The following is a 25724-nucleotide window of genomic DNA, read 5'->3' as shown; positions in this document are numbered from 1 at the left end:
CACTTACATCGGGTTTTGGCGGGTCGCTCGCTCACTTACATCGGGTTTTGGCGGGTCGCTCGCTCACTTACATCGGGTTTTGGCGGGACGCTCGCTCACTTGATCTGATGGAGGGTTGTGGGCGGTGGTGAGTTTCCGGACAATTCTCGATTCCTCGATGCGAGAATAGGGGAGGCTCCGCGGTTTTGCTGGCGGGTCCACCACCAGTGCTAATACAGCGGGGCGCCGTGCCAACTCCGGCCGCCTGCGCGAACCACTACGAACGGACAAGCGATGACGTCAGCATCAGAATCCCAGACCCTGAGTAAACCCGCGCCGCGCTTCGCGTCAATAGGCTCCCCATACTTCGGCATCATGCTGGCATGCATGGCCGTCGTGCTGATCCTGTCCAACATCGGCGCTGCTAAGGGGGTCGTCTTCGGCCCGATCATCACTGATGGCGGATTTTTCCTCTTCCCGCTTGCCTACATTCTTGGCGACGTGATGAGTGAGATCTATGGATTCAAGGTTGCCCGCAAAGCAATCATTACCTCGTTTGCACTGTCAGCATTCGCATCGCTCTGCTACTGGATCATCATCGCGCTGCCTGGCTTCAACGACGATTACGGCAACGCCAAGCAGGCTGCCATTGAAGGAGCGCTGGGGCCGGTTCCTCAGATCGTCCTGGCTTCGCTTCTAGCATTCCTGGCCGGCCAGACCATCAACTCCCTGATCCTGGTCAAGATGAAAGCCCGTTCGGGTGAGAGAACTCTCTGGGCTCGGCTCATGGGTTCATCCGGGGTGGGGGAATTCGTGGACACGCTCATCTTCTGCAGCATCGCGGCCTCGGTCATCGGCATTACGGACTTCGGAAGCTTCGTCAATTACGTGCTGGTGGGCTTTGTATACAAGGTCGGTGTCCAATACATCCTTGTTCCCGTGACGTCCTTGGTCATTGGCTGGATCAAGAAGCGCGAGCCCAGCTACTGGGCCTGAGCGGGCGTTGGTCCGGGACGCGATATATGTGAGCGGGCGTTGGTCCGGGACGCGCTATATGTGAGCGGGCGTTGTCGGCTCAGGGGAACCGCAGGGAAATCCGGTAGTTTCAGAGGATGAAGCTGGGAAAAGCCGTGCTGACGGCCGAGAATCTTGTTGCAGGCTATGGAGAGCACGCAGTGTGCGGGCCGCTCGACGTCGAGGTTTTCCCCGGGCAGGTGCTTGGGATGGTGGGCGAAAACGGTGCCGGCAAGTCCACACTGCTCCGCACGATGATCGGCGCACAGGCCGCCATTGAGGGCGAGGCGCACGTGCTTGGCTTGATGCCGGACGACCGTTCGGCCCTTTTTCGCAGCAAGGTTTCGGTGCTGCTGGACGAGGATGCCTACTTTGATTCGCTCACGGTCCGCGAGCACCTCTCCTTGGTGGCCCGCGGCCATGGACTCGCCAACCCGGATGCTGCTGTGGAGGACGAGATCGGCTTCTTCGAGCTTCAAACCGTGGCGGACGCCTTTCCCGATCAACTTTCCTCGGGACAGCGCCGCAAGCTCCTCCTGGCCTCGGCGTTCATCCGGCCCTTCGAACTGCTGGTCCTGGACGAACCGGAGCAGCGGCTCGATACCCGCATGCGCGGCCTGCTTGCGCAGCGGATCGCCAAGACTGCCAAGAAGAGTGCCGCCGTCGTGATGGTCACGCACGATGCGGACGTCGCCCAAGCGGCGTGTACCCGGGCGGTAATAGTCGACGACGGCGGTGCGCGCTTGGTGAGTACCGACGACGCCGTGGCGAGGATTCGCCGGTGAGCATGTCCACTGCTGCCGTAGAGCAGCCGCAGTTCGTCGCCTTCGACCCCGAGAGAGCTACCCGCAAGGTCATTCGTCCGCGCGGCCAGTCGTTGCTTTCCAGGCTCAACGAGCTGTACATCCAATTCCTGACGTTCGGCGTCGGCTTGATCTACGCCATCGGCCTCCTCAACGGGCTCACTGCCGCAGCGGAGCATGGGTTCGGCGGCCACCTGATTTCGACCAGCTACGGCGTGGTTCCTGTCGAATACGGTCTAGTGGCCGGGTTTGGGCTCTTGGGCCTCGCCGCCTATTGGGTGGCGGGCAGGCTCGGGCCACTGGCCATCACGGCGAATCAGCGGCACTGGTGGTACTCGCTGGCCATCAACCGCGAACCCCTCCTGGCCCGGTCCTTGCGCCGGGCAGTCGGGGCTGCCGCCGTCGTCGGGGCCCTGACCACCATTCCTGTCGCGGTCATCAGTGGTTCGGATGCAGTGGTGTTTGCCGGGCGCGTCCTGGCAGGGGCGCTCACCGGCGCGGCTATTCTCGCGCTGGCTGCGTTCGCCCAGACACGTACACGGGCGGTGGCTGGGCAAGGTAGACCGATGAGCTGGCTGTTGGGAGCGGCTTCGGCGGCACTCGGCGCGATGCTGTTCGGGACGCTTCACGGCAGCTGGATCTTTGCCGTCGCCCCTGCTGTCGCCTTGGTCGCCTCGGCGCTCGGCATGCGGAACAAGCTCTCCAGCGTCCGCACGACCTCGCTGCTCAAGGCCGGGTCCGCGAGGGGACATGTCCAGGCTGCGCTGACGCTCATGGACACCGGGGAGCTCAGTGCCTCTCTTTCCAGCGGCGGCAAGCGAAGCCGGGTCAAGCTCCCGGGCACGCCCCGCACCGCAGCGGGCGCGCTCTTCCACGCGGAGGCAACCGTACTCGCCCGTCAGCCCGGCCGGCTGTGGCGCTGGGGCCTGGGTCTCGCAGTCGTTCCCCTGACCGGGCTGGTTCGGACGTTCGATTCGCCCATCATCCTGCTTCCCGTGCTGCTCGCCGCGGCGATCTTCTCGTCCACAGCGGCGGCCGGGCCCCTTTGGCAGTTGCGCATGGCCCCCAGCCTCGACGCACTCCTGCCGATTTCCAGGACAGCCTCGCGCTGGGTCCACGTCGCGCTGCCGGTCATGCTGATGGGGGTGTGGACGACGGCGGCTGCCGGATTCTTCGTGCTGGCCGGCGGCTTCCGGGTGGAGCTCCTTGTCCTGGGCGCGGCGGCAGGCGGCGGTTTGGGAGCGGGGATGCTGCGACGGGCCTTCCGCCAGCAGGAAGACCTGACCAAACTGGTGTACCTGATGCAGCTTGGACGCAGCGGACCGGCCATGCTCGGAACCAGGATCCGAGGCTACGTGTTGTGCCTCTTCGCCCTGGCACCTTTGGCCCTGGGCATGCTCTTCAACGCCCCGGAACTGCTGGTGACGCCGGCCGTCGTGCTCAATGTGGTGCTCCTGGTGATCGGCGTGACGACGGCGGACCGTCCCTGAGGGGGCTCCCCGACGGGAAGCGACGGGGAGGGCTACGAGTAGTACCGCCCCAAGGTCTCGGCCTTGAACTCGAAGAAGTCCCCGGATTCGATGGCGAGGCGGGCGTCGTCCACCATCTTCACCACGAAGCGCTCGTTGTGGATGGAGATGAGCGTGGCCGAGACCATCTCATGGGCCTTGTACAAGTGGTGGATGTATGCGCGCGAATAGTTGGCACAGGTGTAGCAATCGCAACCGTCCTGCAAGGGGCCGAAATCCGATTTGTAGCGTGCTCCGGACAGGTTGTACCGGCCGGTAGGAGTGTAAAAGGCCGAGTTGCGGGCCACCCGGGTGGGGGAGACGCAATCAAAGGTGTCGGCGCCGTTTTCGATGGCCGTGAAGATGTCGTCGGGCTCGGAGATCCCCAGGAGGTGGCGGGGCTTGTTCTCGGGAAGTTCTTCGTTGCACCAACGCACGATGGTGCCGAGGTTCTCCTTCTCCAAGGCGCCGCCGATGCCGAAACCGTCAAACGGCATGCCGCCAAGGTCCCGGCAGGCTTTGCGACGAAGATCCTCGTACTGCGCCCCCTGGATGACGCCGAACAGGGCTTGGTACGGCTTGCCCACCCGTGAAGCTGTCAGCCGCTCATGCTCCACCACGCAGCGCTCGGCCCAGCGTCGCGTGCGCTCCAGGGATTCCTCCTGGTAGCCCCGGGAGTTCTGCAGTGTGGTCAGCTCGTCGAAGGCGAACATGATGTCGGCGCCGATCTGGTGCTGCACCCGCATGGAGATTTCCGGCGAGAATCGGTGCCGGTCCCCGTTCAAGTGCGACTTGAACCAGACGCCGTCCTCGTCCACATGCGCCAGCCGCTCCTTGCCCGGGGCCACGGCGTCGTCAGGACCGGACGCGTCAACGGAGGTCATGTCGATGACCTTCTTGAATCCCGAACCGAGGCTCATCACCTGGAATCCGCCCGAGTCCGTGAACGTGGGTCCGTCCCAGTTCATGAACGCACCGAGCCCTCCGGCCGCGTCCAGGATCTCCGGCCCCGGCTGCAGGTACAGGTGGTAGGCGTTGGCCAGCAAAGCCTGCGCGCCGAGCTCCTTCATGGATTCGGGCAGAACTGCTTTTACCGTGGCTTTGGTCCCGACGGCGATGAACGCCGGCGTCTGGATCTGGCCGTGCGGTGTGGTGATAGTGCCGGTTCTACCCAGGAACTCTCCGCGCTTGCCGCCGTCGGCGTTCACAAGGCCCGACGACGGCGGGCGCGTTTCGCTGAGCCGCGCACCCACCTCGAAGGAAAACGAGGACTGCTGGGCAGCCCTGAGCACGGACGGGTTGGACTCGGAGCTGGACCCGGAATGAGGCATGGAAGAATGGGCTGGCACCGTTACAGTCTGCCAGCCCTGGAGCGAGAATCGTCAGTGCGAGTGCACCTCTGAGGGGTAGTTCTCAGCCTTCCAACCGTCCCAACGGGAACGGATCGACTCCAGGCTGGCCGCGCCGAGGTCGTAGGTCGAAGCGATCACGATAGTGCCGCCGTCGGGCCTCTTCTCCGGAATCACCGGCTGGTCAGCCACAATCAACAGCCCGTCCCCGTGGTCCGCGTAACTGTGCACGGTGAGGCCTACCTGGTGGTTGCTCCGGAACCAGACCCTGCCGGTGAGGGACTCGCCCGTGGGAAGCGTGAGCGAGTATTCCTCGCCAGGTGCCGGTACGTCGGCCAGGCCGAGCTTCTGGATGCCGGAGCCGCTACCGCCGGGCAGGGAAACAAAATGCGTACGCCGGTGCCCATGCGGATGGCGTTCCAGGGCGAATCGGAGCTGGTGGAGGAACGTCAGCCAACCTTGGGTGATGTCCTCGTCCCACGCGGCCCATTCGGAATCGTGATCCAGGGCGGCCCGGGTCACACGGACCTCGGTGCCACCGCTGACCGGGGTGAGTTCGAAGACGTCCCCGCCATTCACGGTGAGGCTTGTGTGGTCGGGACCCTCGACCACGTTGGCGGTGAAGTAGATCTGGTTGATTTCGTCGCCAAGCTCGTCGGCCTCCCAGCCGTGCCACTGAGCTACGAGCGACGGTTCGCGCAGCGAAGTCCAAACTTGCTGCGCGTCGGCATTAACAACAACGCTCAGATTGTTCGTCATGGCCCGAATCTACCGCCGTTGGAGCGAACGCGACAGGTCTTGCGGAATCCTCCGATAGCGCCTAAGCCCGGACCGCCTCGAGTTCATTCGCGATCCGGTGATCGAGTTCGCCCACGCCGATGGTGTTCGAACCACCGTGTGAGCGGAGGAACAGCAGGGTTTCGAGCCTGAGCAACCGCCATTCGCGCTCGGCATCGCGGTTCCCGTTGTCGATGGAGCGGAAGATTTCCTTGTCGTACAGGTTCGGTTCGTTGAGCGCGCGCTGGCGCACTTTGGCGGCGATCCTGGCCTTGAACGGGTCGGTTTCCACCGTGTCCGGAGCTTGAAGGAGCTGGTCGTAGACGTCCGCGCGTTCCGGTTGGCCGAGTTCACGGCATATGAAGCTGGAAAGTGCAAGGGAACGTTCAACGGACATCCAGCGATCGCGGTTTCCGTCGTAGGGGAGCACGTTGAGGATATCGGCCACCGCGAGGGCGTGGTCCGGATCCCGCAGCTCGATGAAGAGATCGTGGGCCAGGTCGCTCAGATCCCGCAAGCAGCTTCCCGACTTCGTGTTGATCCCCTTCACGAGGCGTTCGCTCAACACCGCCACGCCGTTCCTGCCAGGGTGTACTTCCGCAGCGGCGGCCACGACGTCCTCGGGCGAGCCTGTCGGTTCGGGGATCAGCGCGAGCTGCGCAGGATCCGGCCCTGCCGCTCGGCTGACAGTCGGTGCCAGCGCGGGCAAAGGAGGCACGACGACGGCGGGAACCCCCTCATCGGGTGAGTCACCGCCGTCGGAGGTAACGGCGTCGGGCGCGTCACCGGGGTCCGGTTCCTCCAGCGGGGCTGGATCTTCCTCCGCCACGGCGTCGACGTCGTCGGGAACGGCGGCTTCTCCCACCGGGACGCTGGACCCGATCGCGATCCGTACGTTCCCGCCGTCGGCTGTTGTCACCAGGATGAGCGCAGGCACGCCAAAATCGTCGAGTTCGATCTCGATGTGCGTGATTTGCTCCGCGGGACCATCCCCAGGGAGGAACACGTGGTCCCCGATTTGCAGGGCCCCAGCTTGCTTTTCACGATACTGCTGGTCGGCCGGGCTGTGAGTCATCGGAAGTCCTTTGGTTCTCTTGGGGTCCGCCCAACAGTCTATAAAACCCGCCCGACAAATCGGGGAGGTGGCTACTGCCCGCCGCTACTGTCCGCAGCGCTGCTACTGTCCGACGCCGGCGAAAGCCAGAGCCTGGCGCACCAGATTGCCACGGCCGCCACTGAATTCCTGCTGGACGTCGTCGCTCAAGATCTCCTGCGGAGTCATCCAGGTCAGCTCAAGCGCGTCCTGGCGCGGTTCGCACTCGCCCGTGACCGGGATGACGTAGACGAGCGACACGGCGTGTTGGCGGTCGTCCGTGAAACCGGTCTGCGACGGCGCCGGGAAGTATTCGGCCACCGTGAACGGCACCGGACTGACGGGCAGTTGCGGGAATGCCAGCGGGCCTAGGTCCTTTTCCATGTGCCGCAGCAGCGCGGCGCGGATTGTTTCGCGGTACAGCACGCGGCCGGACACGAAGGAACGGACCATGGTGCCGTCGGCGTCGCCCTGGAGCAGGGTACCTACCTCGTTGACGAATCCGAGCGGATCCAGACGCACGGGAACCGCCTCCACGTAAACCATGGGGAGGCGGCCGCGGGCTTCGAAGAGGTCTTCATCGGAAAGCCAGCCGGAGTACGGGTCAGGGGTACGAACACTCATGGTTAAGTTCTACCCCATCCCATGCCGTTCCATGCCGTACGAATCAGACAGCGAGGATTGCGTCGAGCCCAACCCGGGACGCTCGCTCACGTATGTCGTCGAATTGAGCGACGCTCCCTCACGTATGCGGCCAACATGGGATCCCGCGCTTAGATGAGGTGAGCGGGCGTTGGGGGGAGGGCCCGCAGAGGTGAGCGGGCGTTGGGTTAGCGGCCCTGGGTCACACTGATGGTTCCGCCGCGCGGGCCAGCAACCGACAGGACCGAGCCGGCCCGGGCTGCCTTGAGTCCGGCGGCCGCGAGCCGGGCCTCAAGGGCTGCGGGGTCGCCGTCGTACTCGAAAGCGAGGCCTCCCGCGGCTGTCTCCGGAGACTCAAGGACCAACAGGATGCCGCCGTTCTTCGTACTGAAATCCGCGAAGTCCGGAGACGCCCGCCGCGGCCGCGCGCCGATGTTGCCCAATTCCCGCGCGGCCCCGGGCACATCAGGCGTGAGCCAGGTCCCGACGACGGCGAGCCCCGGGTCCGCGTCCGGGCTCGTCGTTCGGCTGCTCGCCTTGTCGGCGAGGAACGTGAAGCCGTCCTCGGCGGTGACGCGGACCGCCTGCCCGTGATCGGCGTCGACAAGTTCGGCGCGCGTTCCGTCGGCCACGGTGCGTCGGGCGAACTCCGCCAGGTCTCCGACCTCGACGCCGAATACTGTAGTTCCGTCGTCGGGCGAGTCAGCGGAGGTACTGTGCAAGGCCACGCGGCCCGAGCCGGCGTCGAACTCCACCCAGTCGCCGTGGTCCCCGACGCACACGAGGCCTAGCGCGCCAAGAAGGTGCTTCCAGCCGGCGACGTCGGACGTGAACTGGATGGGGCGGACGCGCAGCATGGATCCTCCGGCAGCTGAGTGGGCTTTCGCCACAGCCTAGCTGGCACCAGAATGGGCCCATGGCTGTTGAACTCGAAGAACTGATCGTCAAAGATGCTGCCGAGTGGCGGTCCTGGCTCGAAAAGAACGGTGCCGATAGCCCTGGCGTCTGGCTCGTGCTGCACAAGAAGGGCGGCAAGGTGACGGAACTGGATTATGCCGCTGCCTTGGATGAGGCGCTTTGTTTCGGTTGGATCGACGGCCAAGGCAGAAGGCGCGACGACGAAAGCGTCTTCCAACGCATGACCCGCCGCGGCCCCAAAAGCCCCTGGTCCAAACGGAACGTGGGCCACATCGCCCGCCTCGAAGCCGAGGGCAAGATGACCCCGGCCGGATGGGCCGCCGTCGACGGCGCCAAGGCGGACGGGCGTTGGGAAGCTGCCTACGTTGGCCAGGCGGACGCGGAAGTCCCCGAGGATCTCGCGGCCGCGATCGCCGCCGTTCCCGAGGCCCAGGCGATGTTCGATGCGTTGACGGCGGTCAACCGCTTTGCCCTGATCTACCGCACCAACTCGGTGAAGAGGGCGGAAACCCGGGCTAGGAAGATCGCCGGTTTTGTCGAGATGTTGGCACGGCAGGAGACGCCGTATCCGCAGAAGAAAAAGCCCGTGGTAGCAGAATAGCCGGGGACTTACTCGGGCTTCCCGGCCGACAGCGCAACGATCCAGCCTGGCGTGTCTTCCCCGAGCCGCTTGTCGAGGGTGACCCTGGCCTTGGCAGCGGCGATCTGCACCTTGCGATCCTCGGCGCCCACCGAGGCCGGACGCTGGGAGGAGACGACGGCGCGGGTTTCGGATGCCGTTGCGGCTGCCAGGAGCGCATCCTCAGTGCCGACTTTGAGGAGCGCGAGTTCCTCCCGCGACGCGAGCTCGCTGTGGCCCAGAATCTCGATGGCCTTCTGGCCCATTTCGGCCTCGGAGCGGCTGCGGGACAGGGACGCGTCGAGGGCCCATTGAGCGCGGCGCCACCATTCGGACCGGTTGTCCGCCCGGGCCTTCTGCCGCAGGGACAGGAGGCCGACGATCGCCGCAACGATTGCCGCGACGAGGACGGCGAGCGGGCTGAGCGCGCCAAGGATCTGCCACCATTCCGGCGGCGCACCGACCACGGTGACAGGTATCGGGCTCGGGATCGGGTTCACAGCTCCAGACTAGGCCCCGGCACCGACAATTATTGGACGCGCGCGGCGGCTTCCAGCACCATCCACGCCTGCAGCTGGGTGGAAAGTTCGACGGCGGTGCCCGGCGCGTAGGTCTCGGCCGCGGGGCGCTGTGGTTCCGTCGAGAAGACGAGCCAGCCGTCGTCGTCGTCGTCGTCGTCGTTTCCGGATATCCGGTTGGCAGCGTCGGTGCGCATCGTCCGTCCCGCCCACAGAGCCTCCGCGGTATCGAGCACGAGCTGGCTCGCGGTCGCCTGTGCAACGCGGGGCAACCGCGCGTCGGCGGCGGCGAGCGCGAGGTAACGGACGAGGATTCCGGTGAAGAGGCCGCCGTCGCCGGTGCCTTCGCCGCGAAGAACCAGTTTCCCTGGGCCGTCCAGTCCGGAGACGGTCAGATGCTCGGCCACCGAGCCCACCAATGCGGCTGCGCGGGCCAGGTTCGCATCTCCACCCAACTCCAACAAGGCGCCGAGCACAGGGCCCTGGTTATAGGTGTAGACCTCCTGCGCGAGGGCGAGCTTGCCCTCCTTGATCCAAGCGCCGTCGAGGTACAGGCCTCGGCTGGGTTCGAAGAGCGTGGTGTTGAGCCAGTCCAGGAGCCCTTGGGCCCGCTTCCGCTTGCCTGTCCGGGCGAAGTGCAAGGCCACGGGCGCCGTGGCCGGGGTGTTCTTGAAATCGCGTTTGGTGCTCCAGAAAGTGCCGCCGCCCATGTCGTCTGTGGAGGCCGACTCGAACTGCGTAGAGAGGCTTTTCTGCAACCGGGCGTTGCGTCGTCGGCCCCGCTTGTGCACCCGCTCGGCCAAGGCGTCCAGACGCAGCGTGGCGAGGGCTAGCCAGGCCATGTCGTCGTAATAGCTGTTCACGTAGCGAAGGAAATTGCGCAAGCGGATGGTGGTGACCAGGCGTGAAGCCAACCGGCCAGCGCTCGGGCGATCACCGCCGTCGAACCTTGCTCCCGAGGCCAGTTCGCGCAACCCGGTGTCCACGAGGCAATCGACGTAGTGCGCCTGCCACCAGTAGTTCCACGGTTGACCCGGAAACCGGCTGGAGGGCCGGATCGGCGCCGCGAGGTGGGTTCCGGGAAGGAAGAGGAGGCGCCGCCCGAAATACCGGGTCACCGAGCGTGCGGCGTGGTCGGCTCGCGCGGCCCAATCCGTTGTTCCGGGGGTGCGCTGCTGCGCGTCGGGGGCGGACATGGTGACAGCCTAACGCCGTGTGCTTGGCCGCAAGCCCCTCCCCAGTGCACAATCAAAGTGATTCAGTTAACATTCATTAACGGATTTTGGTTCTGCATCGAGGAGGATGAATGGACATCAAGGGCGCAGTTGCGTTGATAACCGGCGGGGCTTCGGGTTTGGGGGCCGCAACCGCAAGGCGATTGCTCGACGCCGGAGCATCGGTGGTGCTTCTTGACCTCCATTCTTCTCCGGGCGAGTCCCTCGCTGCCGAACTCAATGCCTCGGGGGCCGAGGGCAGGGCCGTGTTCGTCCCCGCCGACGTCACCAATGAAGAACAAGTGCAGGCCGCCGTCGACACTGCCGTCGCGCTGGGCCCGCTCCGGATCCTCGTCAACTGCGCCGGCGTCGCAACCCCGGGCAAAGTCCTCGGCAAAGACGGCGTGCTGCCGCTCGAGAACTTCAACAGGGTCATCCAGATCAACCTCGTGGGCACCTTCAACGTGATCCGCCTGGCTGCCGCCGCGATGGCCCGGAACGAGCCCGCGTCTACCGAACTCGGCGGCGAGGAACGCGGCGTCATCATCAACACGGCCTCCGTGGCAGCCTTCGACGGCCAGATCGGGCAGCCTGCGTATGCGGCGTCCAAGGGAGCCGTGGCGGCGATGACGTTGCCGTTGGCCCGTGAATTTGCGCGCTCGCTTGTACGTGTCGTGGCCATTGCACCGGGCATCTTCGAAACACCCATGCTGGCCGGCCTGCCCCAGGACGCACAGCTCTCCCTAGGCCAGCAGGTACCGCACCCCGCCCGGCTTGGCCGCCCGGCCGAGTACGCCAACCTCGTGGCGCACATCGTGGAAAACGCCATGCTCAACGGCGAAACCATCCGCCTCGACGGCGCTATCCGGATGGCACCGAAGTGAGCCAGACGCACAAGCTGGCGGCGGCCGTCGAACACGCGGCCGGTTCCAAGGGTTCCAATGGTTCCCCTCCCGAGCTGCCCGGGGCGGATTTTTTCGATTTCGAATCGCTCCTCAGCGTGCAGGAACAGCGCAAGCTCAATGAGCTCCGGGAATTCCTGGCCACGGAAATCGCGCCCTATGCCAAGGACTGGTGGGACAAGGCCGAGTTCCCGGCCCACATCCTCCCCAAACTCGCGGCCCTTCGCCTGAGCACCCCCACGCACCGCGGCTACAGCAACCTGTTCGCAGGTCTCGTGATCGCGGAAATGACCCGCGTGGATACGTCCATTGCCACGTTCTTCATGGTCCACCATGACCTCTTCATCGAGGCGCTGTACGAGTTCGGCTCCAAGGACCAGCAGGACCGCTACCTCGACGACGCCTCCAATCTGCGGACCACCGGAGCGTTTGCGCTCACGGAACCGGACCACGGTTCCGACGTGGCCGGCGGCCTGCAGACAGTGGCCCGCCGGGTCGCCGGGGGAGCCGACGACGACGGCGACTACTGGGTGCTGAACGGCGCCAAACGATGGATCGGCAACGGGACGTTCTGCGACCACATGCTGGTCTGGGCCCGGGACGAAGCCGACGGCGCTATTCGCGGTTTCATCGTGGACGGCACGCTCCCCGGCGTGACCCGCACCAAGATCGAGAACAAGATCGCCCTGCGCACGGTGCAAAACGCTGACATCGTCCTCAAAGACGTCCGGGTTGCCGAGGCGGACCGTTTTTCCGGAATCAACAGCTTCACGGACACCAACCACCTGCTGCGCGGATCACGGCTCATGGTGGCCTGGCAGGCCGTGGGACAGCAGTTGGCGGCATTCGACGTCGCCCGCCAGTATGCGCTTGACCGCCAGCAGTTCGGCCGCCCGCTGGCGAAGTTCCAGCTCATCCAGCAGCAATTGGTGGACATGCTCGGAAATGCCGTGGCCAGCATGGGGATGATGGTGCGGATCGCCCAGCTGCAGGAGGATATCTACACGGACAGCAAGGGAGTGCGGCACGGCGGAGCCCAAATGGCCCAAGTGGCCCTGGCCAAGGCGTACTGCAGTGCCCGCATGCGCGAAACCGTGGCGATGGGCCGGTCCATCCTGGGCGGGAACGGCATCGTGACCGATTACCGGATGGCCAAGATCTTTGCCGATGCCGAGGCGATCTACACCTATGAAGGATCGTTCGAGATCAACTCGCTCATCGTGGGCCGGGCCGTGACGGGGGTTTCCGCGATCGTTTGACGGCTTTCGCCTTACCCCCCGGACAATTGGTCCTCCAGATTGAATATTTCCATGAGTTGGACGAAGCCTTGGTCCGGCGACCGTGCGTCGTCTTCGAAGAAGAGCGCCATTTCCGCCTGCCAACGGGCATTCACCTCGGTTAAGGCCATTCGGGCACGTGCAGCGTCGAAATTGTCGCACTCCACGTATCCCACCAGCAGCCCGTCGTCGGCCAGGAACAACGAATAATTGTTCCAGCCGGCCGCCTTGAGTTCACGGAGCATCTCCGGCCACACGGCCGCGTGCCGGCGTCGATATTCGGGAATCTGGCTGGGTTTGACCGAGGAACGGAAGCAGGCGCGCATGTGGATTCTCTCCTCTTCTGTGAATCGTTTCATTCAAGGGCGGCGATTCGCCGCAAATCGCTTGGGTTACCGGGCGCCACTCCGGAGCTGGCGGTACTCCTCGCGTGCAACCGGCGTCGCGTTCGCCGTGCCCAGCTGATTGAGCGGGATGCGGTAGGTTTCACGGGCCGACCAGGCGGCTACGGCGCCGATGATACAGATTCCGAAGCAGATGGACCCGATAACGAGGGGAACATTCGAGGAACCGGGCGGGGCGATTGCCGCGAAGATGCTCGGCAGGAACGCTGTGATGACGAGGCCGATGTTCTGCGAGATGGCGAAGCCCGTGACGCGGGTGCGGGCGGGGAAGAGCTCCTGGAAGAAGCTGGCGAAGGTTGCATTCCAGACCTGGTACAGCGTGCCCCACATGATGATCGAGAGGACGATCGTGAGCACGACGTTGTTCTGGCTCACTGCGTACAGGTAGGCGTAGGCCAGCACGCCCGAGCTCAACGAGCCGAAGATCATCAACGGCCGGCGGCCGAACCGATCCGACAGATCTCCGAACAAAGGGATCAGGGCGAGTGCGACGACGTTGGCCAGGACCGGGATCCAGAGGTATACAGTTGTGCTCATTGCGACGCCGTAACCCGGCTGCGTGGCATACGCTGCACCGAAGACTGCGACGGTGACGCCGACCACGTTGACCAAGGTCATGCAGACTGCCCGGACCACGTCCAGGCCGCTTTCCCGCAGAACGCGGACGATCGGCATCTTCGGGATCTCCTGGTGCGCCTTTTCCTCAGTAAAGATGGGCGTTTCTTCGACCCGGCGGCGGATCATGTACCCGGCGAACACCACAAGGGCGCTGAGGAGGAAGGGAATGCGCCAGCCCCAGGATTTGAACGCTTCATTGGAGAGCGCGGCGGAGAGCGGTAGGAAGACAGCCGCGGCAATGATCTGTCCGGCCTGGGTTCCTTGGAGCGCGAAGCTTGCGTAGAAGCCCCGACGGCCGAAGGGCGCGTGCTCCACGATCATGGCGCTGGCGCCGCTCAGCTCGCCGGCCACCGCGAAGCCCTGGATGAGCCGGACGGCAACCAGGAGGACAGGTGCCAGAAGCCCGACCTGGCCATAAGTCGGCAACAAAGCGACGGCGAAGGTCGACGCGCCCATCATCAGCATGGCGAGGACCAGGACGTTCTTCCGGCCGTGCTTGTCGCCCCATTGTCCGAGGACGAAGGCGCCAATCGGGCGAGCCACATAGCCCACGGCGTATGTGCCGAGCGAAGCGATCAGTGCAACGGTCGGGTTTCCCGAGGGGAAGAAGACGCCAGGGAAGACGAGCGCAGCAGCCTGCGCGTAGATGAACCAGTCGTAGTACTCAAGGGCGCTGCCGATCCAGCCGCTGGCTGCCGCTTTCCTTGTGGGGCTGGACGGTCGCGGTCCGGTTGAACTCCGCTGCCTGCTCGCGTCGATCTTCATATTGTCCTCCTTTGGACAAGTCGTTTTGGGCCACTGGAAGGGCCTTCCCGTCTTTGGGCCTGGTTTCCAGTAGGAGGGCGGCGCCTCGCAAGAATCGGACTGAGTTTCCGCTTGGTATGCGCTTTCCCAACTGGTAAGCGCTTTCCATGAGACACCCGCCCGCCCCCGCTGTCAAGGCTGATTTGTTGCGCCGGTCACAAGGGCGGACTCTCGGCCCGGCGTGATCGGGTCGTCGATGGAGCTGCCCCGAACCCAGGGAGCTAGGGCGAACCCGTGCTCCTGCGGAGGGTGACGCTCCCGACGACGGCGGCCGCACCGCCGTCGTCGTTGGAAAGGGTCGCCATAGTTGCAAGCCGCCCGATTTCTTCCAGTGGCAGGCTCACGGTGGAGAGCGCTGGCCGGAAGTCCCGGAGCCATTCGATGTCGTCGAACCCTGCGAGACTTGCGTCGTGGGGGACCCTGAGGCCCTGGTCCCTCAATGCGGCGGCCACACCGATAGCCATGACATCGTTCGTGCCGAAAATGCACAAGCGTTGATCCGGCGCCGATCGGTCGGACGCCTTGATCCGCCAGGCCAGTTCAATGCCGGCGTCGAAACCGCCGTTCCGGTTGAACGCAACGTGCACAATATCCGCGGCGGGCTGGCCGGCGTCGGACAAGCCTCGTTGGAATCCCATGACGCGCTCATCAGAAGTGGTCAGCCCCTCCGGCCCGGCCACAATGACGAACGGCCCCTTGTGGGTACGCGCCAGATCCCGCGCCAGATCCCGCGCAAGTTGCTCGTTGGGGACAGTGATGGTGCGGTAGCTGTCCGTTTCGGCCACGCCCAGAATCGCCTGCCCGACGACGCCCACGCGCCCGCCGTTGCGGCAGTAGCGGTCCAATTCGGCGGCTAGGTCGGTGTTCGCGCGGGCGTCCTCGGAACGTGTTGAGCGAGATCCTGCGATGACGATCGACTCGGCCCGCCGTGCAGCGAAGGCGGCGACAGCCTCCTTCTCCTCGGCGGGTGTGCCGTTGGTTGTGGCGAGGAGCACCATCCGGCGCTCTTGCCGCGCCGCGGCCTGGACGCCTTGCGCTATGGCGGAAAAATAGGGGTCGGCGATGTCGTGCACGATCAGGCCAATGAGTCCCGTGCTCGATTTCGCCAGGGCCTGGGCCTGGGCATTCGCGATGTAGCCGAGGGTGTCGGCCGCCTGCCGGACGCGCTCGGCGATCTCCGGCGCCGGCGTCCTGGCAGAGCCGTTGAGCACCCGGGAGGCCGTGGCGGGGGAGACGCCGGCCAGTTTGGCTACTTCGGACAGCGTGCTTGCAGTCACGGACAACTCCTCTTCAAAAGCCTCGGTCTCGGGCACTTTCGGCAACATTCGATTATTGCAGTCCTGACCAGCTCCGGGAAAGCGATTGCCAGACCCGGAGCCGCGTGTCATCATGAATGCATTGGGAATGCGCTTTCCCACTTCATTTACTTTCCACCGAAGAAGGACTCATGGGCACCGAATCTGTTACCGCAACAAAGTCCATAAGAATCGCCATGAACGGCATCACCGGCCGGATGGGCTACCGCCAGCACCTGCTGCGTTCCATCCTCCCCATCCGGGACGCAGGGGGCTTCACCTTGGCCGACGGCACCCGCGTCCAGGTTGAACCGATCCTCGTGGGCCGCAACGAAGCGAAAATCCGCGAACTCGCCGAACTCCACAAAGTCTCCGAGTGGTCCACCGACCTCGACGCAGTCATCAACGACCCCACGGTGGACGTCGTTTTCGATGCGTCGATGACCAGCCTCCGCGCGGCGACGCTGAAGAAGGCAATGCGCGCCGGGAAACACATTTTCACTGAAAAGCCGACGGCGGAGACGCTGGAAGAAGCGATCGAACTGGCCCGCATCGGCAAGGAATCCGGCGTGACGGCGGGCGTTGTGCACGACAAGCTCTACCTGCCGGGCCTGGTCAAGTTGCGCCGCTTGGTGGACGAAGGCTTCTTCGGCCGCATCCTCTCCATCCGCGGCGAGTTCGGCTACTGGGTGTTCGAAGGCGACGTCCAGGCAGCGCAGCGCCCGTCCTGGAACTACCGCAAGGAAGACGGCGGCGGCATGACAACGGACATGTTCTGCCACTGGAACTACGTCCTGGAAGGCATCATCGGCAAGGTCAAAAGCGTCAACGCCAAGACCGCCACCCACATCCCGGCCCGCTGGGACGAACAAGGAACGGAATACAAGGCCACGGCCGACGACGCCTCCTACGGCATCTTCGAACTCGAGACCCCGGACGGAGACGAAGTCATCGGCCAGATCAATTCCTCCTGGGCCGTCCGAGTCTACCGCGACGAACTCGTGGAGTTCCAGATCGACGGAACGCACGGTTCCGCCGTCGCCGGCTTGAACAAGTGCGTCGCGCAGCAGCGCGCCCACACGCCCAAGCCCGTGTGGAACCCGGACCTGCCCGTCACGGAGTCCTTCCGCAGCCAGTGGCAGGAAGTCCCCGCCAACGCCGATCTGGACAACGGCTTCAAGCTCCAGTGGGAAGAATTCCTGCGCGACGTCGTCGCCGGCCGCGAGCACCGCTTCGGCCTGCTTTCCGCTGCCCGCGGCGTGCAGCTCGCCGAGCTCGGCCTGCAGTCCAACGACGAGCGCCGCACCATCGATATCCCGGAGATTGTGCTCTGATGACTTCCCTCCTTCTTCCAAACCACGACGGCGGGACCCGCCTCTACAAGTTGCAGCCGGCCACGTCGTGGGCCAGGCCGACGGCGCCGCTGACGTCCAGGCGCGCCTATGCCGCCGCGCACGTGATTCCGGAAGCGACAGCCGACAATACCCCGGGCGCCCCGGCGCACCTGGACTGGGACGCCACGATGGCGTACCGGCACGAGCTGTGGTCATACGGCCTGGGTGTTGCCGATGCCATGGATACCGCCCAGCGCGGCATGGGCCTGGACTGGGCCGCGACGCAACAACTCATCAAGCGAACCGGCGTCGAAGCGGCCTCCGTGGTGGCGTCCGGCAACGCCGCCACCGCCGGCAAGACCGTCCAGGACCTCGTGTCCTGCGGCGCCGGAACCGACCAGCTGGACCTCGACTCTGTTCCCGAGGGTCCCGCCGGCATCAAGGCCGTGCTGGACGCGTACCGCGAGCAGATCGCCGTCGTGAGTGAAGCCGGGCCGAAGGTCATCATCATGGCGTCCCGGGCGCTGGCCAAAGTGGCTGCAAGCCCCGAGGACTACCTGCACGTCTACTCCACGCTTCTGAGCGAAGTGGACCAGCCCGTCATCCTGCACTGGCTCGGGACCATGTTCGACCCCGCACTGGCCGGCTATTGGGGCTCGAACGACGTTGCCGAAGCAACCGAAACCTTCCTTGGCCTCATCCGCGATCACGCGTCCAAAGTGGACGGGGTGAAGGTCTCGCTGCTCGACGCTTCCCATGAAGTTGCCCTGCGCGCAGTTCTTCCCGACGGCGTCCGCCTCTACACCGGTGACGACTTCAACTACCCGGAGCTGATCGACGGCGACGGCGGCCATCACTCGGACGCGCTGCTGGGAATTTTCGCCGCGATCTACCCGGCCGCTTCGGTCGCCCTGCAGAAGTACGACGCCGGCGACGCTGCGGACGGGCGCGCCATCCTGGACTCCACCCGCGAACTGGGCAAGCACATCTTCAGCGCGCCGACGTTCTACTACAAGACCGGGATCGCGTTCATGTCGTGGCTCAACGGCAAGCAGGCCGGATTCCAGATGGTCGGAGGGCTGCATTCCGGCCGCTCCGTGGTCCATCTGGCACGCACCTTCGAACTCGCCGACCAAGCCGGGCTCCTGCGCGATCCCGCGCTGGCCGCCTTCCGGATGTCCGACTACCTTCGCATCAACGGAGTGGGCGCATGAGCGACTTTTCGCGGTTGTCACTAAACACTGCCACCACCAAGAAATGGACCCTTGCCGAGGCGGTGGACGGCTGCGTCCGGGCCGGGATCCCGGCGATCGGACCGTGGCGGGACATCGTCGCCGACACCGGCCTGGACAAGGCCGCCAAGCTGATCAAGGATGCCGGACTTCGCGTCTCGTCCCTCTGCCGGGGCGGCTTCCTCACAGCGGCCGACGCCGAAGGCCAGGCGGTCGCGCTGGCGGACAACCGGGCGGCCATCCTGGAAGCCGTGGCCCTGGATACACCGGAGCTGTTCCTGGTGGTCGGCGGGCTCGCGCCGGGCGAGAAGGACGTCGTCGCAGCCCGCCGGCGCGTCGCCGATCGCCTCGAGGACCTGGTGCCCTTCGCCGTCGAGCACGGCGTCCGTCTGGTCCTTGAGCCGTTGCACCCGATGTACGCCGCGGACCGGGCGCTGATTTCCACGCTTGGCCAGGCACTTGACCTCGCCGCACCGTACGACCCGAAGGCGGTCGGCGTCGCCGTCGACACCTTCCACGTCTGGTGGGATCCGGAACTGAAACAGCAGATCCAGCGGGCCGGCCGGGAAAACCGGATCGCCGCCTACCAGGTGTGCGATTTCAACCTTCCGATCGCCGCCGACGCCCTGCTGTCCCGCGGCATGATGGGCGACGGCGTGATCGACTTCGCGACGATCGGCAGCTGGGTGCGCGACGCCGGATACACGGGCGACATCGAAGTGGAAATCTTCAACCAGGACATCTGGGACGCCGACGGCGACTCAGTCCTGGAAACCATGAAGCAGCGCTACGCGGAACTCGTGCTGCCGTACGCCTAGACATCCAACTCAAGAAAGGCGGGGCTCAGTGCGGGCCCCGCCTTTCCGCGTGCCTATCGGGTGGCGGAGACGCGGCCGGCCACCAGTTCGGCAACTTCGGCCGGAGACAGCTTGTCGTCGACGATCCACACGGCGAAGGTGCGGACCAAGGAGTCGCCTGCTGTAAGGTCCACCGGCCGCTCCCAGACGAGGGCCGAACCCACTGCCGGGTAGTCCGCCATCCGGACGAACCAAGGATCCTGCGCCTCAGCCGGGGCGGCGAACACCAGGGTGGCGGGGCCTTCGGGGAAGTCCGCTGTCCAGGCCACCCACGGCGACACCGAGCCATGGACTGCGGGCTCCCCGCGCCCTTCGGCGGTGAAGACTTCTGCCCCGGTGCACGCAGGCAAGCGCCAAAAAAAGCCGCCGTAGCCGCTTCCGAGGGCGCCGTTTGAGCCGGGGCCGCCCAGCGAGGAGTCGACGACGGCGGTCAGTTCCGTTCGTAGCTCGAGTTGCCACGTGCGGCGGTCAACCAGCAGGGAGTGGGTGGTGCGGCGTTCGCGGAGCAGCTCAGTACCGTCCGGTGCCTGCCAGCTCAGGTCCTGCTCCAGCAGGCCCGCCCCGGACAGTGCGGACTGCTCGATGATGCGGCCGTGGTCTTGCCGCTCTTCGTAACGGCCCGCAGCGCGCGTGTACGTCTTGCCGCCCCAGAAGTTGCTGCCGTTCACGTCCTGCAACGCGAATCCCGCGCCGAGGTGCCAGGGGTGGTCGGCCGGGAGGTGGTCGGTGACCTTGACTCCGGCGAGTGTTCGGACCGGGTGCAGATAGGGCCTCGGGGAGAGCCGCGCGGCAAGGCCTGCGCCGCTTTGCAGCGTTGCCACTACAGCAGCGCCGCCCGGCAGGCCGCCGTCGCGCAGGCTCAAAACCGGCCTTCCGGCGTCGACGGCCGGCCGCGCCCAAGGCAAGCCGAGTTCGCGGAAGGTGGCGTGCGCCGCCGTCGCGCGTTCCAGGGCGTCTTCGATTCCGTCGATCACCGCGCGGGCAGCGTCACCGTCGCCCTCCCACGTGACGTACTGCTCCGGGATCAGTGCGGGGGATTCCGCGGTGCGGATGGCCTCCAGGACCTCCATGAAGGCGCCGCTGTCCGTGAGGGGACTGAGCAGCTGCGCCACGGGGCCCTTCCCGGAGCGCAGCTGGTGACGATGCTCCAGCAAGTCCTCCGTGAGGTCCACCCGGCTGTACACGGTTTCGCTCTTCCCGGCGGCAGAGCTGACGGTGAGGCGGTCTTCGGTGTAGTGGAACACTGCCGTGCCCTCGCTCCCCTGCAAGGTGATGTACGGTTCCACGGATTCGGCGGCGCACAGGGTGAGCGCACATGTGATGGGCAGGCCCGCGGCGGTGCGGATCCGGATCACGGAGGTGTCGTCGGATTCGATGTCATTGGCGCGGTACAGGTCTGTTTCCACAGTGGCAAGATCGTCCGCCGTCCGCGCCCCCGCGATCCTCAGGGCGGTGGCGATGGCGTGTGCCAGCGGGTTGGTGGCAACGCCGTCTACGACGTCGATGCCGTCCAGGCTGCGTTTGCCCGCCCAGCGGGAGCGTTTGTAGTAGGCACGGTCGCGCACCCAACGCCCGGTGGCCGAGATACCCAGAAGCGTGCCGATTTCTCCCGCCGCGAGCAGCTCTTCAATGGCTTGGAGTCCCCGGGATCCGAGGCTCTGGAAGCCGACCTGGACGCTCCTGCCGGCCGCAGTGGCGGCTTCCTGCAAACGATTGAAGTCGGCGAGGGAAGCGACCGGAGGCTTCTCGAGGTAAAGGTCTGCGTGGGGGAGTGTTGCGAGGGCGAGCTGCGCGTGCGTCTGGATGGGTGTGGCCACGATAACCAGGTCCAGTGCGGGGGTTCCAGCCAGGAGTTCGTCCAGGTTGCTGAATACAGCAGTTCCGGGCGGGAGGGCGCCGGGGGTAGGCGGATTCGGATCCGCTACGGCAACGAGGCGTACGACGCCGTTGGCCTGGAGCCTTTCGAGGTTCTGCAAGTGGTGCGCGCCGAAGCCGTGGACCCCCACCAGGGCCACCCGGCTTGCTTCATGGCTGGGCTGTTTGCGTTCTGCCGGGACGGGCGTGGACAGGGTGCCCATGGCTCTCCTCATCTATCCCCGTGGCGGGGTTGCTGACGTCGGTGTCGTTCCAGGAGCGCTTGGTAAGCGCTTTCCAAGAAGAGTGTAGCGTGCCTTATGGGAGATGTAACGCCTTTTGGTTTTAGACGATCCGGCCTGCCGGCAGCTTTTCCCCGGCCTCGACCGCCGCATCGATCGAATTTCCCGCCACGGGCATGGGGCACGTGCCATACGGGGTGAAGGCACTGGGGTAGTTGATGGCGCGGTTGAAGTCGAGCACTACCGAACTGTCAGGCCGGGGGCGCGAGACGGACAGCTTGCGCCATTCGTCCGTGGTGTTGCCGTTCGTTTCGTCGTGGAAAGTGACAGTGAGTGCTCCGAGTTTCTCGGCCTCGGCGTGCAGGCGGATTTCGTGGGGCAGGCCCGGCGCCCGGAAAACCACCTCGCCTACGGATCGGTGCACCCCGTCCACCAAGGGGTTGGCTGTCCCGATCGGAACATCCACCGGTTCGGGGTAGGCCTCGAAGCTGCCTTCAAGCACCCAGTCCGGGTCGTATTCATAGGTGGGCACGGCGTCGAACTCCGTCAGTACCGGCGAGGAGTTGTCCCGGGTGCGGATGGCATACTTGTCCGCGCGCATGGCCAGCTCGACCACCACCTCTGTGCCATCCGCGCCGCCGAACTGCACCCACATGAGCGATTCCTCGTCCTGCAGGGTGGCCGAAATCGTGCCGTCCACAGGAGTTCCCGTCTCCACGAGCGTGAGTCCGTCCGCCGCGCTCGCGGTGAGTGTCGCTGTCGTGCCGTCCGTCGACCAGAGCCCCGGGACGAGGTCGACGGCGGCAGGTTCGGATTCGAGCCACTGGAAGGAGGTGAGTGTGAGCCAGCCGTGGTCCTCTGCGAGGGCGGCGTTGCGGCCGTTGCGGAAACGCTGCCAACGTTCCAGCTGGGCGTTGCTTGCGGGGGCTGTTGCGCTCATGGTTCCTCCGACGGCTAGGGCGGTGTTCGTTGGCTTAACCATGCACCCGTCGCCGCCATTCCCGGAACCCAACTGACTCGCAGTAGATGTCGTTCTGAAGGCTCATAACGACAACAACTGCGAGTCAGTTGGGCGGCACGGCAGCCGGAGCAGGCGCCGCGACAACATTTGAGACGGATTGCCGGCCGTGTATGGGCTGCGGGTAGGATTCCTTTGGAAATATCAGTAATCCGGCTCACAGTATCCAGCGCAGTGTACGGGCCACACCCAACGCCAGAAGGTATTTTTCATGGTTGACACTGCACATCTCAGCACCGACCTTGCCGCGGAATTGCGGGCCGATGTCCGCCGCGTCTCTACGCTTCTCGGAGAGTCGCTGGTCCGCCAGCACGGGCCCGAGTTGCTTCAGCTCGTCGAGCAGGTGCGCCTGCTCACCAAGGAATCCAAGGAAGCCGCCCGCGGCGGCGCCGACGCTACAGGTCCGTGGAGCGCGCACGACGTCGTCGCCCAGGTCCGGGAGCTGCTCGCCTCGTTGCCCCTTGAGGAAGCCACTGAGCTGGTCCGCGCCTTCGCCTTCTATTTCCACCTCGCCAACGCCGCCGAGCAAGTGCACCGCGTCCGCGGACTGCGCACCCGCCAGGAAAAGGACGGCTGGTTGGCCAAAGCCGTGGCCGAGATCGCCGACGAAGCCGGAACCAAAGCCCTGCAGGATGTCGTCAACGAGCTGGACGTTCGTCCCATTTTTACCGCGCACCCCACCGAAGCCTCCCGCCGTTCGGTGTTGGACAAGATCCGCAAGCTCTCCGACGTCCTGGCAGAATCCACCCTTGAGGGCACGGCCGCCCGCCGTCGACAGGACCGTCAGCTCGCCGAGATCATCGACCAGATGTGGCAGACCGACGAACTGCGCCAAGTCCGCCCCACTCCCGTGGACGAGGCCCGCAACGCCATCTATTACCTGAGCAGCATCCTGACCGATGCCATGCCGGAGATGCTCACGGACCTTTCCGAACTGCTGGGCGAGCACGGCGTCGTGCTGCCCGCGCATAACGCTCCCATCCGCTTCGGTTCCTGGATCGGCGGAGACCGGGACGGCAACCCCAACGTGACCGCCTCCGTCACGCGGGAGGTCCTGCAGCTGCAGAACCAGCATGCCGTGCGGATCAGCATCTCAATGATCGACGAACTGATTTCCATCCTCTCCAACTCCACAGCCCTGGTGGACGCGGAAGAGGACCTCCTGGTCTCGATCGCCGTCGACCTCAAGAACCTGCCCGGCCTCGACAAGCGCATCCTGGAGCTGAACGCGCAGGAGCCCTACCGCCTCAAACTGACCTGCATCAAGGCCAAGCTCATCAACACGGGCCGCCGCGTGTCCGCATCCACCCATCACGAGCCCGGCCGTGACTACGCCTCCACCTCGGAACTTCTCGCCGAGCTGGAACTGCTGGAAGCCTCGCTGCGCAAGCACTCGGCCGTTCTCGTGGCCGACGGCGCGCTGGCCCGGGTCCGCCGCGCGATCGCTTCCTTCGGGTTGCACTTGGCGACCCTCGACATCCGTGAACATGCCGACTACCACCACGACGCCGTCGGGCAATTGATGGACCGGATCGGCGTCGGGACCCCCTATGGCGAGTTGAGCCGCGCCGAACGCTTCGAGCGGCTGAGCGCGGAGCTGGCTTCGCGCCGCCCGCTCTCCGGCCACCCCATCAAGCTCGACGGCGACGGCGACCGCACCTACGACGTCTTCCGCAGCATCCGCCACGCGCTCCAGACGTACGGGCCCGACGTCGTCGAAACCTACATCATCTCCATGACCCGCGGCGCGGACGACGTCCTGGCCGCCGCGGTGCTGGCCCGGGAAGCCGGACTGATCGACCTGTTCGGCGCGGCTCCGTATGCAAAGATCGGCTTCGCTCCGCTCCTGGAGACCGTCGAGGAACTGCGTGCTTCGGCCGAAATCGTGGACCTGCTCCTCTCCGACCAGTCGTACCGTTCCCTGGTAAGGCTGCGCGGGGATGTCCAGGAGATCATGCTGGGCTACTCGGACTCCAACAAGGAATCCGGCGTCATGACCAGCCAATGGGAGATCCACAAGACCCAGCGCAAGCTGCGCGACGTAGCCGCCAAGCACGGCGTTAACGTCAGGTTGTTCCATGGCCGCGGCGGCTCCGTGGGCCGTGGCGGCGGGCCAACCTACGACGCCATCATGGCCCAGCCGAACGGCGTGCTCGAAGGCGCCATCAAGTTCACCGAGCAAGGCGAAGTCATCTCGGACAAGTACTCCCTGCCGGAGCTTGCCCGCGAGAACCTGGAGCTCTCCCTGGCCGCCGTGATGCAGGGCTCCGCGCTGCACCGCGACCCGCGTACCTCCGACGACGAGCGCGAACGCTATGGCCAGGTCATGGAGATCATTTCCGACGCCGCGTTTGCCCAATACCGCTCGTTGATCGACGATCCGGACCTGCCGGCGTACTTCCTTGCCTCGACACCGGTGGAGCAGCTCGGATCCCTGAACATCGGCTCGCGTCCCTCCAAGCGGCCCGATTCCGGTGCCGGACTCGGCGGGTTGCGTGCCATCCCGTGGGTCTTCGGTTGGACCCAGTCGCGGCAGATCGTCCCGGGTTGGTTCGGCGTGGGCTCAGGCTTGAAGGCCGCCCGCGAGGCAGGCAACACCGCCGAGTTGGCCGAGATGATGAAGCGCTGGCACTTCTTCCAGTCCGTGATTTCCAACGTGGAGATGACGCTGGCAAAAACGGACATGGACATCGCCGGGCACTATGTGTCTTCGCTGGTTCCGGAAGAGCTGCACCACCTGTTCAAGGCCATCCGCACTGAGTACGATCTCACGGTTGCCGAAGTGGAGCTCCTGAGCGGGGAAACCGAGCTCCTGGAAGCCCAGCCGACCCTCAAGCGTTCCCTCGAAATCCGCGACCAATACCTCGACCCCATCAGCTACCTGCAGGTGGAGTTGTTGCGCCGCGTCCGCGAAGCCTCCATTTCCGGCGCCGAGATCGACGAACGCCTCCAGCGGGCCATGCTGATCACCGTCAACGGCGTGGCCGCAGGCCTCCGCAACACGGGATAGCGGGTTCCTTCCCTTCCGACGCTCGCTCACTTATGTGGGTGCTTTTGGAAACCCTCGCTCACTCATGTGAGCGGGCGTCGGGCCGGGAGGGCTTGTTTGTGAGCGAGCGTTTAGGGTTGAGGGATGCCGTCGTTCCAGACCAAGTTGAAGATCACCGGGCTCAAGCCGGGCAATCCGCCGGAATCGGTCATGGCCGCTGCGCTCGAGGCCTTGGAAACCCGGCACCACGTGGAATCCAAGCATCTGGACATTGTTGGCGGCGTCGCCCAGATCAGCCTCCGCTTCCTGGTGGAGCCGCGCGACTACTTAGGTGAGAACAGCGAGGCCCGCGCGTCGGCAGCCATGATGCGTGACGCCGTCGAGCGCGTAGCACTCACAGGGAACCTTTACGTGCTGCGCCGCCAGCGGGGGAAATGGTCGCCGGTTTGAGCCCGACGGCGGGA

Annotated in this window: 23 protein-coding genes; 11 read left to right on the top strand and 12 right to left on the bottom strand. The window is 65.3% G+C overall.

Going from position 1 to position 25724, the window contains the following annotated elements:
• The first annotated feature begins 273 nt into the window (after positions 1–273).
• From QRN45_RS11925 to QRN45_RS11915, 3 genes are all read left to right on the top strand, one after another.
• Positions 274–975: a queuosine precursor transporter gene (locus QRN45_RS11925; RefSeq protein ID WP_078106703.1), complete on the top strand. Its 702-nt coding sequence runs from the start codon at positions 274–276 to the stop codon at positions 973–975.
• Between the two features lie 116 nt (positions 976–1091).
• Positions 1092–1778, top strand: a complete 687-nt coding sequence (locus tag QRN45_RS11920) for an ABC transporter ATP-binding protein (RefSeq protein WP_264637307.1) — start codon at positions 1092–1094, stop codon at positions 1776–1778.
• A gap of 2 nt (positions 1779–1780) precedes the next feature.
• Positions 1781–3286 carry a DUF6297 family protein gene (locus QRN45_RS11915; RefSeq protein ID WP_264637913.1) on the top strand — a complete coding sequence of 502 codons (1506 nt, stop codon included), beginning with the start codon at positions 1781–1783 and terminating at the stop codon, positions 3284–3286.
• A gap of 32 nt (positions 3287–3318) precedes the next feature.
• On the opposite strand, the gene tgt is transcribed toward QRN45_RS11915, so the two are convergent.
• The 5 genes from tgt to QRN45_RS11890 all read right to left on the bottom strand — a co-directional run bounded on the left by tgt (position 3319) and on the right by QRN45_RS11890 (position 8022).
• A complete protein-coding gene (tgt, locus tag QRN45_RS11910) occupies positions 3319–4635 on the bottom strand; it encodes a tRNA guanosine(34) transglycosylase Tgt (protein WP_264637914.1) in 1317 nt (438 codons plus the stop codon).
• 51 nt (positions 4636–4686) lie between these two features.
• Positions 4687–5412, bottom strand: coding sequence for an SRPBCC family protein (locus tag QRN45_RS11905; RefSeq protein ID WP_241710696.1), 726 nt, complete (start codon positions 5410–5412; stop codon positions 4687–4689).
• Between the two features lie 61 nt (positions 5413–5473).
• Positions 5474–6505 carry a DUF6707 family protein gene (locus QRN45_RS11900; protein ID WP_241710695.1) on the bottom strand — a complete coding sequence of 344 codons (1032 nt, stop codon included), beginning with the start codon at positions 6503–6505 and terminating at the stop codon, positions 5474–5476.
• A gap of 102 nt (positions 6506–6607) precedes the next feature.
• Complete coding sequence (locus QRN45_RS11895; RefSeq protein WP_059388553.1) at positions 6608–7147, bottom strand: NUDIX hydrolase family protein; 540 nt, start codon at positions 7145–7147, stop codon at positions 6608–6610.
• 206 nt (positions 7148–7353) lie between these two features.
• The gene (locus QRN45_RS11890) at positions 7354–8022 is read right to left on the bottom strand and encodes a VOC family protein (RefSeq protein WP_264637309.1); all 669 of its coding nucleotides are present in this window, start codon (positions 8020–8022) and stop codon (positions 7354–7356) included.
• 59 nt (positions 8023–8081) lie between these two features.
• Here QRN45_RS11890 and QRN45_RS11885 point away from each other — a divergent pair, with 59 nt between their 5' ends.
• Positions 8082–8684, top strand: a complete 603-nt coding sequence (locus tag QRN45_RS11885) for a YdeI/OmpD-associated family protein (RefSeq protein ID WP_241710693.1) — start codon at positions 8082–8084, stop codon at positions 8682–8684.
• Between the two features lie 8 nt (positions 8685–8692).
• Here QRN45_RS11885 and QRN45_RS11880 read toward each other — a convergent pair whose 3' ends face one another.
• Complete coding sequence (locus QRN45_RS11880; RefSeq protein ID WP_264637310.1) at positions 8693–9202, bottom strand: hypothetical protein; 510 nt, start codon at positions 9200–9202, stop codon at positions 8693–8695.
• Between the two features lie 29 nt (positions 9203–9231).
• Entirely contained in the window at positions 9232–10416 is a 1185-nt protein-coding gene (locus tag QRN45_RS11875) for a glycoside hydrolase family 76 protein (protein WP_264637311.1), read from the bottom strand.
• Positions 10417–10526: 110 nt separating this feature from the next.
• Between QRN45_RS11875 and QRN45_RS11870 the strand changes: the two genes are divergently transcribed.
• A complete protein-coding gene (locus QRN45_RS11870) occupies positions 10527–11318 on the top strand; it encodes a 3-hydroxyacyl-CoA dehydrogenase (RefSeq protein ID WP_241710690.1) in 792 nt (263 codons plus the stop codon).
• Between the two features lie 14 nt (positions 11319–11332).
• Positions 11333–12595, top strand: a complete 1263-nt coding sequence (locus tag QRN45_RS11865) for an acyl-CoA dehydrogenase family protein (protein ID WP_241710700.1) — start codon at positions 11333–11335, stop codon at positions 12593–12595.
• An 11-nt stretch (positions 12596–12606) separates the two neighbouring features.
• Here the strand turns inward: QRN45_RS11865 and QRN45_RS11860 are convergent, their stop codons facing one another.
• The 3 genes from QRN45_RS11860 to QRN45_RS11850 form a co-directional block, all read right to left on the bottom strand.
• Positions 12607–12939, bottom strand: a complete 333-nt coding sequence (locus QRN45_RS11860) for an L-rhamnose mutarotase (RefSeq protein ID WP_284763499.1) — start codon at positions 12937–12939, stop codon at positions 12607–12609.
• 66 nt (positions 12940–13005) lie between these two features.
• The gene (locus QRN45_RS11855; protein WP_284763492.1) at positions 13006–14400 is read right to left on the bottom strand and encodes an MFS transporter; all 1395 of its coding nucleotides are present in this window, start codon (positions 14398–14400) and stop codon (positions 13006–13008) included.
• A 260-nt stretch (positions 14401–14660) separates the two neighbouring features.
• On the bottom strand, positions 14661–15716 hold the full coding sequence (locus QRN45_RS11850; protein ID WP_241710688.1) for a LacI family DNA-binding transcriptional regulator: 1056 nt from the start codon (positions 15714–15716) through the stop codon (positions 14661–14663).
• 170 nt (positions 15717–15886) lie between these two features.
• Between QRN45_RS11850 and QRN45_RS11845 the strand changes: the two genes are divergently transcribed.
• Genes QRN45_RS11845 through QRN45_RS11835 form a run of 3 tightly spaced genes read left to right on the top strand, consistent with a single transcriptional unit; the run spans position 15887 to position 19118 of the window.
• A complete protein-coding gene (locus QRN45_RS11845; RefSeq protein WP_284763491.1) occupies positions 15887–17068 on the top strand; it encodes a Gfo/Idh/MocA family protein in 1182 nt (393 codons plus the stop codon).
• Entirely contained in the window at positions 17068–18282 is a 1215-nt protein-coding gene (locus QRN45_RS11840) for a dihydrodipicolinate synthase family protein (RefSeq protein WP_284763490.1), read from the top strand. Before QRN45_RS11845 ends, QRN45_RS11840 begins: the two co-directional genes overlap by 1 nt.
• Positions 18279–19118 (top strand): sugar phosphate isomerase/epimerase family protein, encoded by an 840-nt coding sequence (locus QRN45_RS11835; RefSeq protein ID WP_284763489.1) that lies wholly within the window; start codon positions 18279–18281, stop codon positions 19116–19118. The genes QRN45_RS11840 and QRN45_RS11835 overlap by 4 nt, the downstream gene beginning before the upstream one ends.
• 53 nt (positions 19119–19171) lie before the next feature.
• Here QRN45_RS11835 and QRN45_RS11830 read toward each other — a convergent pair whose 3' ends face one another.
• Both QRN45_RS11830 and QRN45_RS11825 read right to left on the bottom strand, forming a co-directional pair.
• Complete coding sequence (locus tag QRN45_RS11830) at positions 19172–21235, bottom strand: DUF6807 family protein (RefSeq protein ID WP_284763488.1); 2064 nt, start codon at positions 21233–21235, stop codon at positions 19172–19174.
• Between the two features lie 121 nt (positions 21236–21356).
• Positions 21357–22193 carry a DUF1684 domain-containing protein gene (locus tag QRN45_RS11825; protein ID WP_284763487.1) on the bottom strand — a complete coding sequence of 279 codons (837 nt, stop codon included), beginning with the start codon at positions 22191–22193 and terminating at the stop codon, positions 21357–21359.
• 289 nt (positions 22194–22482) lie between these two features.
• On the opposite strand from QRN45_RS11825, the gene ppc reads away from it, so the two are divergent.
• Both ppc and QRN45_RS11815 read left to right on the top strand, forming a co-directional pair.
• The gene (ppc, locus tag QRN45_RS11820) at positions 22483–25281 is read left to right on the top strand and encodes a phosphoenolpyruvate carboxylase (protein WP_284763486.1); all 2799 of its coding nucleotides are present in this window, start codon (positions 22483–22485) and stop codon (positions 25279–25281) included.
• A gap of 123 nt (positions 25282–25404) precedes the next feature.
• Positions 25405–25710, top strand: coding sequence for a hypothetical protein (locus tag QRN45_RS11815; protein ID WP_241709625.1), 306 nt, complete (start codon positions 25405–25407; stop codon positions 25708–25710).
• Positions 25711–25724: the final 14 nt, after the last annotated feature.

Origin of the sequence: Arthrobacter sp. efr-133-R2A-63, assembly GCF_030209795.1 — a bacterium.
GTDB classification, from domain to species: Bacteria; Actinomycetota; Actinomycetes; order Actinomycetales; family Micrococcaceae; genus Arthrobacter; species Arthrobacter bambusae_A.
This window is presented reverse-complemented; position numbering and strand designations above follow the sequence as displayed.